Annotated in this window: 10 protein-coding genes and 1 pseudogene; 7 read left to right on the top strand and 4 right to left on the bottom strand. The window is 61.8% G+C overall.

What is annotated here, in order from left to right:
- The first annotated feature begins 245 nt into the window (after positions 1 to 245).
- From IVB40_RS22030 to IVB40_RS22045, 4 genes are all read left to right on the top strand, one after another.
- On the top strand, positions 246 to 1307 hold the full coding sequence (locus IVB40_RS22030) for a class I SAM-dependent methyltransferase (RefSeq protein ID WP_247816263.1): 1062 nt from the start codon (positions 246 to 248) through the stop codon (positions 1305 to 1307).
- Between the two features lie 135 nt (positions 1308 to 1442).
- Positions 1443 to 2300 carry a hypothetical protein gene (locus IVB40_RS22035; RefSeq protein WP_027569402.1) on the top strand — a complete coding sequence of 286 codons (858 nt, stop codon included), beginning with the start codon at positions 1443 to 1445 and terminating at the stop codon, positions 2298 to 2300.
- 250 nt (positions 2301 to 2550) lie between these two features.
- Positions 2551 to 3609: an alpha/beta hydrolase gene (locus tag IVB40_RS22040; RefSeq protein WP_027569401.1), complete on the top strand. Its 1059-nt coding sequence runs from the start codon at positions 2551 to 2553 to the stop codon at positions 3607 to 3609.
- Positions 3610 to 3993: 384 nt separating this feature from the next.
- Positions 3994 to 4995, top strand: a complete 1002-nt coding sequence (locus IVB40_RS22045) for a sensor histidine kinase (protein ID WP_247816264.1) — start codon at positions 3994 to 3996, stop codon at positions 4993 to 4995.
- A gap of 46 nt (positions 4996 to 5041) precedes the next feature.
- On the opposite strand, the pseudogene IVB40_RS22050 reads toward IVB40_RS22045, so the two are convergent.
- The 4 genes and pseudogenes from IVB40_RS22050 to IVB40_RS22065 all read right to left on the bottom strand — a co-directional run.
- Positions 5042 to 5232: pseudogene (locus IVB40_RS22050) on the bottom strand (hypothetical protein); the annotation flags it as partial.
- Between the two features lie 394 nt (positions 5233 to 5626).
- A complete protein-coding gene (locus IVB40_RS22055; RefSeq protein WP_007592593.1) occupies positions 5627 to 6718 on the bottom strand; it encodes a TRAP transporter substrate-binding protein in 1092 nt (363 codons plus the stop codon).
- A 217-nt stretch (positions 6719 to 6935) separates the two neighbouring features.
- A complete protein-coding gene (locus IVB40_RS22060; RefSeq protein ID WP_247816265.1) occupies positions 6936 to 8078 on the bottom strand; it encodes an Mrp/NBP35 family ATP-binding protein in 1143 nt (380 codons plus the stop codon).
- 53 nt (positions 8079 to 8131) lie between these two features.
- A complete protein-coding gene (locus tag IVB40_RS22065) occupies positions 8132 to 8569 on the bottom strand; it encodes a VOC family protein (protein WP_247816266.1) in 438 nt (145 codons plus the stop codon).
- 182 nt (positions 8570 to 8751) lie between these two features.
- Here IVB40_RS22065 and IVB40_RS22070 point away from each other — a divergent pair, with 182 nt between their 5' ends.
- The 3 genes from IVB40_RS22070 (at position 8752) to IVB40_RS22080 (ending at position 12659) form a co-directional block, all read left to right on the top strand.
- The gene (locus IVB40_RS22070; RefSeq protein ID WP_247408074.1) at positions 8752 to 9624 is read left to right on the top strand and encodes an NAD(P)-dependent oxidoreductase; all 873 of its coding nucleotides are present in this window, start codon (positions 8752 to 8754) and stop codon (positions 9622 to 9624) included.
- A gap of 24 nt (positions 9625 to 9648) precedes the next feature.
- Positions 9649 to 10926, top strand: a complete 1278-nt coding sequence (gene nhaD, locus IVB40_RS22075; RefSeq protein ID WP_247816267.1) for a sodium:proton antiporter NhaD — start codon at positions 9649 to 9651, stop codon at positions 10924 to 10926.
- Positions 10927 to 11063: 137 nt separating this feature from the next.
- A complete protein-coding gene (locus tag IVB40_RS22080; RefSeq protein ID WP_027569397.1) occupies positions 11064 to 12659 on the top strand; it encodes a HAMP domain-containing sensor histidine kinase in 1596 nt (531 codons plus the stop codon).
- Positions 12660 to 12674 lie beyond the last annotated feature (15 nt).

Genomic DNA, 12674 nt, shown 5'->3' on the forward strand with positions numbered 1-12674 from the left:
CTTTTAACTTTGTCAGGTTGGTGTAAGCTAGTCGGACCGGTGCCCATATGGCCGCGCAGGTCGGCTGCTGGGCTGCAGGCAAGGAATCCGCGGCTCGATCAAACGTTACCGCTTCTGACCCATTCTGACATCAAGCGGCCCACGGCTATTCGCCGGAACGCGAACCCTTTCATGCTTGCGATCCGCCGGTCGCCCTAGGCTTTTTGGATAACGATGAGGCTGTTCTCAAAGAGGAGGAAGCTGCAATGCGTGAACCAAACCTTGAAAAGCTGAACGCGCTGGTAGGAAAGCTGGTCGGCGACCTCGGCATCGCGCTTGGCGGCGCCAGCATACTGCTCGGCGATCGCCTCGGACTCTACAAGGCGATGGCGGATGGTGCCATGATCACTCCGTCCGAGCTTGCGAAGAAGACCGGACTGCATGAGCGTTACGTGCGCGAATGGCTGTCCGGACAGGCCGCCTCCGGATACATCGACTACCATCCGGAAAAAAATGCGTTCTCACTCTCGGCGGAGCAAGCCATGGCGTTCGCCGAAGAGGGGTCGCCAGCCTTCTTTGCAGGCGCATTCGATGTCGTGCAATCCACCTATCTCGACGAACCCAAAGTCGCCGAAGCGTTTCGAACCGGGAAAGGCGTTGGTTGGCACGAGCATTCGAAGTGTCTTTTCTCCGGCACCGAACGCTTCTTCAGGCCGGGCTATAACGCCAATCTGGCTTCGAACTGGATTCCGACGCTCGAAGGCGTCGAAGCGAAACTGAAAGCCGGCGCCAGGGTAGCCGACGTCGGATGCGGCCACGGCGCCTCTACGATTGTGATGGCGCAGGCCTACCCCAATTCAGAGTTCTTCGGGTTCGATTACCATAAGCCTTCGATTGAACGCGCCAAGGTCCTGGCACAAGAAGCGGGAGTTGGAGGCTGCATCACGTTCGCGCAGGCCAGTGCCAAGGATTTTCCAGCCAAAGACTATGATCTGGTGGCGTTCTTCGATTGCCTGCATGACATGGGCGATCCCGTGGGTGCAGGCAAGCATGTCAAGGAAACGCTAGCCAAGGATGGGGCTTGGATGATCGTCGAGCCGTTTGCTCATGACAATCTCAAGGACAATCTCAACCCGGTCGGATGCGTCTACTATCACGCCTCGACATTCATTTGTACGCCGGCATCACTGTCTCAGGAAGTGGGCTTGGGGCTCGGCGCACAGGCCGGTGAAAGCAGATTGCGTCAAGTGGCGACTGAAGCGGGCTTCAGGCGCTTCCGCCGCGCCACCGAGATGCCGTTCAACATGATCTTCGAAGTACGTCCTTGACCGATCCGGCCGTTGCCTCGGTCCTGCAAGCCGCCGCGCGCTAATGGACAGATGCCCCGGCGTCGCGGCGCGCGCTAGCAAGTTCTAAGTCGGTATCGCATTGGTCCGTGCCCTGACGAACTGAGGAGCTTGCCGGTGATAACGATTCCAGAACTGACGTCCCAGGCGCTCGGTGCGTTCCTGATCTCGGAGACAAGAGGCCGCTTCGGCTCGTCGCATGCCACCTTACCGGAATTGCTCCCCTACGCGGCAAAGCTTGCCCTGGAATGTATCGGCAACAGCGATGCATTATACCACAATGTCGAGCACACGTTGTTGGTCACGCTGGTCGGGCACGACATTCTGATCGGCCGCTCCCTCCTGAGGCCGACGACGGCGAGCGACTATGCTCACTTCATCCTGGCCTGTCTGATTCACGACATCGGCTACGTTCGGGGAATAATCCATGGAGACCAAGAGGGAGCCTATGTCGTTGATGGTACCGGCCGAACGGTGGAGTTGCCGATCGGCTCCTCCGATGCAGCGCTTGCACCCTATCACGTGGACCGCTCGAAATTGTTCGCCGCGGAGCGTCTCGACGCCGTCGACCAGATCGACGCCGCTCGCGTTGCCAGGGCCATCGAGTATACCCGTTTTCCCTATACGGACGAACCAACGAGCGAACTCAAGGATGACTTGGACGAGGAGGAAGGTTTGCTGCTCCGCGCCGCTGATCTGATTGGTCAGCTCGGCGATCCGAACTACATGAAAAAGTCAAATGCGCTCTTCTATGAATTTGAGGAGATCGGGCTCAACAAATCGCTCGGATACGCCACGCCCGCGGATGTGGTGTACAAATACCCTCAATTCTACTGGACCAAGGTTGCACCCCAAATCCAGGCTGCCATCCGCTGCTTGAATGTAACCTCGAGCGGACGGCAATGGATCAGCAGCCTGTATGGCAATGTCCTACGCGCTGAGCGAGAAGTCAGACTGTCTGGTCCACAGCTATAGATCGGCGTTCTAAACCGTGGTTTTCGGCAAAGAGGCCGGCGCGGCCTGAGGGGGCGCCGTTATCGGCTACTCGCGCCCCGTATTGCACGCGCGAGTCTGCACCAACGCCAGAGGCCGTTCGCCGGATCCTCGCGCCGGCTCGGACGTCTGCTTTTCATCGAGGAACCAAACACCCCGCATCCCCGTTTGCCTCGGCTGCAACATTTCTCACTTGCATGAGGCGTCGTGCAGACCACCGAAGGTAATGCACATGCGGGTTGCACGACGAACACGTTCCCCCTCGCTTCTGTCCGACTGCCTGGCCGCCCTCACGCGACATCCGGGCGCCACCGCATTTGCTGCCGCAGGTACTCTCATCGCGGCTACCGCAATCATAAACCGGCGGCTCGCGAACAAAGCGCAACGCGATAATCCTCCGCAGGGGCGGTTCATCGACGTCGAGGGGGTCCGCCTGCACTATTTGGAACGCGGCAGGGGCAAGCCGCTGGTCTTGTTTCACGGCAATGGCAGCATGGTCCAGGATTTCGACGCGAGTGGATTGATCGATCTCGCGGCCGAGAACTACAGGGTCATGGTGTTCGATCGTCCAGGTTTTGGGCATAGCTCGCGGCCGAGGCACGTCGTCTGGACCCCGGATGCCCAAGCGGACCTGTTCAAGAAGGCGCTCGATCAGTTGGGGGTCTCTCAAGCGATTGTCCTTGGCCATTCGTGGGGAGCGTCGGTTGCGGTTGCGCTGGCGACAAGACATCCCTCGTTCGTGCAGGCTCTCGTGCTGGCCTCGGGCTATTATTTCCCGACTCCCCGCGCGGACAGCGCCGCGTCGGTGCTGTCCGCCCTACCAGTGGTCGGGGACGTCATCAGCTCCACGATTTCGCCGCTAGCCGGTCGGATGATGTGGCCCGCGATGTTGCGCAAGCTGTTTGGCCCCCGGCCGGTCCCGAACAAGTTCGCGGGCTTTCCGAAAGAAATGGCGCTCCGCCCATCACAGATGCGGGCCACAGCGGCTGAAGCGACGATGTTGATCCCCGCCGCATTCTCAGGTTCGAAGACTTATGCAGAGCTCAAGATGCCGACGATCATTATCGCAGGCCAGGACGATCGTCTGATCGATATCAAGCAGTCGGTCAGGCTGCACGGCGAGGTCAAGCAGAGCAAATTGCGCCGCATCGACGGAGCGGGACACATGATTCATTATTCCGCAACTGCTGACGTGATGGCAGCCATCGACGAAGCTGCTGCCGAGGCCGTGTTGATCCATGGAAAAGAGGGTCCGGGCGTACAACAGCCCCGAGAGACTACCGGCGCCTGACGGGCAGATTGTTGGCGAGAAAGCGGCGGCACGGAATTTCCGAATAAAATGCCGAGCGCCCCAAAGGACGTGATGACCCGGCATCTCGCCAACGGTTCGTGGCGATGCCCATCGGTTCGTAGATGTGTTCAATCGGCACCAGCTCAAATTGCTGAATGAAGGTGCGCGAAGCAATGCGTAGTCGCAGACGAACAGCGCCACTTATGGCCGTCGGCGAGCCTGATGGCTCGTTTGAGGATCGCTTCTGAGCCAACTCGGGCACGGGACCACACTTCAACCCGCCCTCCCGGTCGAACCGAGACCTTTTCTACGGGGTATGGTATCTGTCGATCGCCCGTCGGCAGAGATGCCGATCTGGTCGGATCAGCAGGAAAGCAAAGCGCGATGTTTCCTAGCCAGGTGACGATGCCGTTGTGGCACGAAAAGCACCTTCGGGCTGCCACTCGCGCGGCCGGTGTCGCTCTATGGTCCTGGAACGTTGATACCGACGCCATCACCATGGATGAACCCGCGTACGACCTCTGGGAGGTGTCCAAGGACGAGCAGAACATTACGTTCGAAATACTCTCCAAGAGTATCCACCCGGCCGATCTTGAGAGGGTCAGATCAGCATTTGCGGCTACTCGCGCAGTCGTGGGCTCTTACGAGATCGATTTTCGTATTCTAACCGGAAGCGATATTCGTTGGATTTCCGCTCGGGGCCAAGGCGACGACGCCGACATAGCGGATCGAACTATGTTCGGTATTTTCCTGGATGTCACCCAACGCAAGCAAGCTGAGGAAGCCAACGAGCTACTGGCGGGCGAGATGAGCCACCGGCTGAAAAACCTTCTCACCGTCGCAACGGCGCTGACTCAAATCAGCTCACGCTCGGCAGCATCAAAAGAAGATATGGCCCAGGAGCTGACCAGCCGCCTGATCGCTCTTGGACGTGCTCAGGACCTCGTTCGCCCGGTACCAGGACACAACAGAGGGGGGACGCTGCTTGGAGACCTCATCTCCGTTCTGCTTGCGCCGTACGACGAGGAGGGAGCCAGTGTTCGTATTCGCGTCTCGGTCCCCAAGATGAACGTGGGAGAAGCTTCCAGCACAGCACTCGCCTTGGTGATGCACGAACTGGCAACCAACTCTGCGAAATACGGTGCGCTGTCGCTTTCGAGTGGCACCTTGGACGTATCGTGCAACGCCCACGAGGACGAGGTGTTGGTCAAGTGGACGGAGCGGGGTGGTCCCCCTGTTGTCGCTCCAACAAAGCTCGAAGGCTTCGGAAGCCAGTTGGTGCACCGAAGTATGGCCGCCCAGCTTGGCGGGGCTATAAGTTTTGACTGGTCGGAAGAGGGTGTGGTGATCATCCTGCGCATGAGCAAAGACCGCCTTGCGAATTGATGCTCAGCTGATTTCCCGCGCCCACTCCTGTCACCCGTCTGCGATTGATGCGATTGTAAAAATGGTCGCCGGCCGGAAGCGGCGTCTTCAGCAAGTCGCCGCCGAAGAGCTCGTGAATCAATAGCGAAGTGACGTTGCATTGTCCTGCCGCCGGATGCTCGCCGTCCATTGTCTGGCGGTTGCCAACGACCAGCCCTTGCGCAGCGCGCTTTGAACCTCATCGGGATCGAAGCTCATCGTCACCCAGGCTGACCACCGAGGCGCCAATTTCGGATTATACGATAATGCCTTTCTGCCACTGTTTTGCCCGACGAGTCAAACGGTCTCGCTGAAGCAGTCGCTTCGTACGCCTGACCCACCCCGCTTTTGGCTCCCAAAATGCCAAGTTGCCATCGACCGCGCGATGCCCGGGCCTGCCTGCCATTAACTCCATCGCATCAAGCTGTTGGCTGCACTCGCAGCGCCTTGTCCTCTCGCCCCTCGTCTACTGTGCATGGGGTTGTTTTTCAGATTTTTTGCTGGACGCCCCGCCCCTACCGCGGCGACAACGCCGCTCCGCGGTGTCGCCCCAAAGAAAAAGCCCGGCCTCGCGAACGAGACCGGGCGTGTCGTCTTGCGACTTGCTCGAAGATCAGCCGCGGGTGCGCGAGCGGATCATGAAGCTGTCGTAGGTGTATTCGGCGACCTGCCACCACAGATATTCGTCGGAGCGGTAGGCCTGCATGGCGTCGATCGACTTCTTGAAGTCGGGATTCTTGGCCGAGATCTCGCCCCACAATTCGTTGGTCGCCTTGAGACAGGCTTCCAGAACCTCATTGGTGAACGGGCGAAGCTGCGTTCCGCCGGCGACCAGACGCTTCAGGGCGCCGGGGTTCACCATGTCGTAACGCGCGGCCATCCAGGTGTTGGTGTTGACGGTCGCGTTGGTGAGGATCGCCTGGTAGTTCTTCGGCAGTTCGTTCCACTTGTCGATGTTGGCGAAGGCGTGAACGGTCGGACCGCCTTCCCAGAAGCCCGGGTAGTAGTAGTACTTGGCGACCTTGGCGAAGCCGAGCTTCTCGTCATCGTAGGGGCCGACCCATTCGGCCGCGTCGATGGTGCCCTTCTCCAGCGACGGATAGATGTCGCCGCCGGCGAGCTGCTGTGGCACCACGCCGACCTTCTGCAGCACCTGGCCGGCAATGCCGCCGATGCGCATCTTGAGGCCCGAGAGGTCGGCAACGGTCTTGATCTCCTTGCGGAACCAGCCGCCCATCTGGGTGCCGGTGTTGCCGCAGGGGAAGCCCATCACGTTCGACTTCTTGAAGAACTCGTTGGCGAGTTCGTTGCCGCCGCCCTGGTAGAGCCAGGAATTCTGCTGGCGTGCGTTCAGGCCGAAAGGCACCGACGCGAAGATCGCGAAGGTCGGGTCTTTGCCGACGTAGTAATACGACACCGTGTGGCACATCTCGACGGTGCCTTTCTGGGTCGCATCCAGCGCCTGCAGGCCGGGGACGATTTCACCCGCCTGGAAGACCTGGATCTGAAACTTGTTGTCGGTCATCTCGGCGACGTACTTCGCCATCTGCTCGGCACCGCCATAGATGGTGTCGAGCGACTTCGGGAAGCTCGACGTCAGGCGCCACTTGATCTCGGGCGAGGACTGCGCGATCGCCGGCGAGGCCACCGCTGCGGTCGCCGCCGCACCGGCTGCCGACACTTTCAGGAAATCACGACGCTTCATCTTCAGTCTCTCCTTGTTGGGGCGTTTCCCCTAACTTCCTCTTTGCTGCCGCTCATTCCGGCGACGCGTTCTTTGGCCGCGTCGAACCGAAGGGGCTTGACTGCCGTGGGCCTTTAACACGGAAGCCCCGCTTTCGAAACGCGACATTGGCATGACAGGGCTCTACGAAAGTCGCATGTCCCCGGGGTATTGGTTTGAAGGGATTGCTTGGATCCGCTCAGGCCGCGGCGATGACGCCCTTGAGCTGGTCCCGCACCTGTCCCGCAATGGCGCGGTAGATCGCCGCATGGGGCCCGTCCGGCTCGCTGTCGACCACGGGCGTGCCGGCGTCCGAGGTGGCGCGAATCGCCATGTGCAGGGGGACCTCGCCCAGGAACGGTACCCCGAGCTTCTCGGCCTCGTGGCGCGCGCCGCCATGGCCGAAAATGTCGGATTTCGTGCCGCATTGCGGGCACTGGAAATAGCTCATGTTCTCGACGATTCCGATCACGGGCACGTTGACCTTCTTGAACATCGCAAGCCCCCGCCTTGCATCGATCAAGGACAGGTCCTGCGGGGTCGAGACGATCACGGCGCCCTTCAAGGGGACGTTCTGCGCCAGCGTGAGCTGGGCATCACCAGTCCCCGGCGGCATGTCGACGACGAGGACGTCGAGCTGGCCCCATGCGACGTCGCGTAGCATCTGCGTCACCGCCGACATCACCATCGGCCCGCGCCAGATCATCGCGGTCTCTTCCTCAACCAGGAAGCCGATCGACATGATCGCCAGGCCAAAGCGCTTGAGCGGAATCATCTTGCGCTCGCCATCCAGCTCCGGCTTCTCATGCAGGCCCGTCAGCCGCGGCACCGAGGGGCCGTAGATGTCGGCATCGAGCAGCCCGACCTTGAGGCCGAGATCGCGCAGGCCCAGCGCAAGATTGAGCGCGGTGGTGGACTTGCCGACGCCGCCCTTGCCCGAGGCGACCGCGATCACGGCCGCGACGCCCGGAATCTCGGACTGCCGCGCCATCGGCGATTGGGCGCCGCCCTGCGGCGGCGGCTTGTGGGCGTGGACCGGCTGCACGCCCGGCGTGCCGCGACTGGGCGTTGGCGGCGGCGGTGGTGCCGCGCCCGCCTTCCGCTCCGCCGTGAGCGCCACCATGACGGTGGTGACGCCGGGAATGGCGCGCACAGCGGCCTCGGCCTCGGCCCGGACGGATTCCCAGGCGCGCGCCTCGGCGGCATCGACATTGATCGAGAAGAACACCTTGCCATCGGCCGCGCTGATCGCGCTCAGCACGTTGGCATTGGTGAGCGCGACCCCGCGGGGCGACTTGATCCTGGCGAGGCTGTCGAGAACCTGTTGCTGCGTCACGCTCAAAGCGCATCTCCTAGAATTCAAGATGCCCCATTAGAGCGGAAACGCCCAAAATGCTACTGCCTGCCGATATCGTCAGCCATCTCGGCGGGCGCCGCGCCCTGCTCCAGGGCAGCCTCGTAATTCAGCTCGATCATGACCCCGTTGGGGTCATGGACGAAGATCTGCCAGAGTTCGCCGCCGGGCACCTGGCGGGAGTCGAATTTCATCCCCTTTGAGGCCAGCCGCTGCTTCATGCCGTCAAACCCGCGGCTGGCGAAGGCGACGTGGTGGACAACGCCGGAATCCGGCTTTTGTGGCTCGGCAGTCGGAGAAATATCGACGAGGTGCACCACCGGCTTACCCTCGCTGTACATCCAGGCGCCGGGAAAGGCGAAATTCGGCCGGGCGCCCTTTTCCAGGCCCAGCACGTCCTCGTAGAAGCCGACGGTCTCGGCCAGATTCCGGGTCCGGATATTGAAATGATCGAGCACGCCCACGCTTACGCCGCCCATGCCTTCGCTCCCTTTTTTTGAAGTCCTTAGGTCCGCCACCCTAGCACAAGCGGGGGCCAAACGAACCCGTTGCCCTCCGGCCTCAAGGGTTTATGGTGCGGCCGATCTGCCGCAATGGCGGAACCGGGCGGCCCTCGCCCGGCAAGAACCGTAAAACCCAAACTACGGACAAGGTACCACAGATGGCTAAAGTCGCTTTCCTCGGTCTCGGCGTGATGGGCTTCCCCATGGCCGGACACCTCGTGAAAAAAGGGGGCCATGAGGTCACCGTCTACAACCGCACCGCGGCCAAGGCGAAGGAGTGGGCGGACAAGTTCGGCGGCAAGACCGCCGCGACCCCGAAGGCTGCAGCCGAGGACCAGGACTTCGTGATGTGCTGCGTCGGCAACGACAACGATCTGCGCGCAGTCACGATCGGTGCCGACGGCGCGTTTGCCGGCATGAAGAAGGGTGCGACCTTCGTCGACCACACCACCGCGTCCGCCGAGGTCGCGCGTGAGCTCGATGCTGCCGCCACCAAGGCCGGCTTCAAATTCATCGACGCACCCGTGTCCGGCGGGCAGGCCGGCGCAGAGAACGGCGTCCTGACGGTGATGTGCGGCGGCGCACAGGACGCCTATGCGGGTGCCGAGCCGATCATCACAGGCGCCTATGCGCGGATGTGCAAATTGCTAGGGCCGGCCGGCTCCGGCCAGCTGACCAAAATGGTCAACCAGATCTGCATCGCCGGCCTCGTCCAGGGCCTCTCCGAGGGTGTTCACTTCGCCAAGAAGAGTGGCCTCGATGTCGCCGCCGTGATCGAAACCATCTCAAAGGGCGCCGCGCAGTCCTGGCAGATGGAAAACCGCTACAAGACCATGAACGAGGACAAATACGATTTCGGCTTCGCGGTCGAATGGATGCGCAAGGATCTCTCGATCTCGCTGGCCGAAGCCCGCCGCAATGGCGCCAATTTGCCGGTGACCGCGCTGGTCGACCAGTTCTACGCGGAGGTCGAGAAGATGGGCGGCAAGCGCTGGGATACGTCGAGCCTGCTCGCGCGCCTTAATCGCTGACCTCTCTGACGAAGTGATTCTGCCTTGCTGATCGCACTCGCCGCAATCTTCGTCCTCGCCTATGCGGCGATCGCGCTTGAGCATCCGATCGGGGTGAACAAGAGCGCGTCTGCGCTACTCGGCGCCGGCGTGCTCTGGACAATCTATGCGCTCGCGACCGGTGACCACACAGTGGTCGGCCGTCAGCTAGATGAGTCCGTCGCCTCCACCGCGCAGATCGTGTTCTTCCTGATTGGCGCGATGACGATCGTCGAGGTCATCGACGCCCATGATGGTTTCGAAGTCATCACCTCCCGCATCAGCACGACCAGCCAGGTCCGTCTGATATGGCTGATCGGTTTCGTGACCTTCTTCCTCAGCGCGATTCTCGACAATCTGACCACCACCATCGTCATGATCTCGCTGATCCAGCGGCTGATCGCCAAGCGCGACGACCGATTGCTGTTCGCCTCCCTCATCGTCATCGCCGCAAATGCCGGTGGTGCATGGACCGTGATCGGCGACGTCACCACGACCATGCTGTGGATCGGCGGACAAATTTCGCCCCTGAAAATCATGGGCGCGGTGTTCCTGCCCTCCCTGCTGAACCTGCTGGTGCCGCTCGCATTCATTAGCTTTTCGCTCAAGGGCAAGACCATCGCACCGCCGCCGAAAGAGGACGGATTGCAGGGCGTCGATCCGTTCGAGCGGAACGTGATGTTCTATCTCGGACTCGGCGTACTGATCGCGGTGCCCGCCTTCAAGACGGTCACGCACCTGCCGCCCTTCATGGGTGTCCTGCTCGGGCTTGGCGTCGTGTGGCTGGTGGGCGAGATCGTTCATCGCGACAAGGATGAGCATGTCCGTGGTCCGCTCACGCTGGCGAATGCGCTGACGCGGATCGACATGGGCTCGATCGTGTTCTTCCTCGGAATCTTGCTCGCGGTCGCCTGCCTCGAACATGCCGGCTTGCTCTCCATGCTGGCCAAATGGCTGGACACCGCGATCGGCCGACAGGACATCATCGTGATCGTGCTCGGGCTGCTTAGCGCCGTCATCGACAACGTGCCGCTGGTCGCCGCGACCATGGGCATGTACGACCTGGCGCATTATCCACCCGACAGCTTCCTCTGGGAGTTCATCGCCTATTGCGCCGGCACCGGCGGTTCGATCCTGATCATCGGCTCGGCCGCGGGCGTCGCCGCCATGGGGCTCGAGCGCATCGAGTTCCTCTGGTACGCCCGTCGCATCGCCCTCCCGGCGCTCGCCGGCTATCTGGCGGGAGCCGTGGTGTACATCGCGCAGCACGCGGCGCTGCATTGAGCGGCTCACGTCGGATCCAAAATTAACGCCGGGTTAACGTAATTCTTTAGCTCCTTAAGTCACCTCTTAAGGATTTCTTGCCAGAGATAGACAATGCAGAAGGCCCGTCCCGCGCGGGCAGGAATTGTTGTTGTGCGATGAGTAAACCCGCTGAAAAGCCCGAGGTTGTGCAGCTTCCGGCCGAGCCGGTGAGCGTGCCGTCGGCGAGCCATCGCCGGGCTGCGGCACAGCGGGTGCGCGAGGCGCGCGACAAGTTAACGTCGACCAGTGGAACCCGGCCGGCTTTCGACGCAGAGATGCTGCGCCATTACGCCCAGACCCGGCTGTCGGCCTCCTATGTCGTGATGCTGCTTGTGGTCGCGACGGGCGTGTTGTTTGGGCTGTGGATGCAGCCGATCCCGGCGGCGGCCTGGACCGCCGGCATGCTGTGCATCCATGCTGCGATGATCCGCAGCTGCCACCGCTTCCTGGCCGAACCCGCCTCGCCCGCAGCAACGCGCGCATGGCAGACGCGTTTCGTCGTGCTCGACCTGCTCTATGGCCTTTGCTGGATGGCGATCCTAATCCATCCCGTGCTCGACATGATCACGGAATCGCTGATGATGTTCCTGATGCTGCTGGTGATCGCAGTATCGAGCATGCTGGCCGCCAATCTGCCGATCGCCGCCCTCGCCGCCACTGCACCGGTCGCGGTCGCGATGGCGCTGAGCTTCGTGATGACGGGCTCGCTGGACAATTACATCCTGGCCGCGCTCGCCCTCGCCGCCGAAGGCTATTTCGTGCTGCTGGCCCACCGCCTGCACTCTTCGACCTTCGCCACGCTCGAGGCGCGCGCCGAGAAGGACGCGCTGATCGGTGAGCTCGAACAGGCCAAGGCGATCTCGGACGAGGCGCGCCACCGCGCCGAATCCGCCAACGTCGCCAAGTCGCGCTTTCTCGCTCAGATGAGCCACGAATTGCGGACGCCACTCAATGCGATCCTCGGCTTTTCCGAGGTGATGAAGAGCGAGATTTTCGGCGCGCATGCCGTGCCGGTCTACAAGGAGTACTCGGCGGACATCCATAATTCCGGCGTCCACCTGCTCAACCTCATCAACGAGATCCTCGATCTGTCGCGGATCGAGGCCGGCCGCTACGAGCTCAACGAGGAAGCGGTCTCGCTGGTCGGCATTGTCGCCGACTGCCATCATCTGATGAAGCTGCGCGCCTCGAGCCGTGGTATCACCATCCACGAGGTGTTCGAGCAGGCGATGCCGCGACTGTGGGCCGACGAGCGCGCGATCCGCCAGGTCGTGCTCAATCTGCTCTCCAACTCGATCAAGTTCACTCCGCAGGGCGGCGAGATCTGGCTCAAGGCCGGCTGGACGGCCTCAGGCGGACAATATCTCTCGGTGAAGGATACCGGCTCCGGAATCCCCGAGGACGAGATCCCGGTCGTGCTGGCCTCGTTCGGCCAAGGCTCCAACTCGATCAAGTCGGCCGAACAGGGCGCCGGTCTCGGCCTGCCGATCGCCAAGAATCTGGTCGACCTGCATGGCGGTACGTTCACGCTGAAATCGAAGCTGCGCATCGGCACCGAAGTGATCGTCACCTTCCCGCCCGAGCGCGTGATGAGCGCGCTGGCGCCGATGTCGGATGATTCTCCGCCGCTCCAGCCCGAGAGTTCCGCGGTAGCGGACGAGAAGCGCCGGCCCCGTCGCAAGCCGATCATGAGCGCAGGTACGGGCTCGTAACGAGATGCTTGCAGA

The organism is Bradyrhizobium sp. 40, assembly GCF_023100925.1.
Lineage (GTDB): Bacteria > Pseudomonadota > Alphaproteobacteria > Rhizobiales > Xanthobacteraceae > Bradyrhizobium.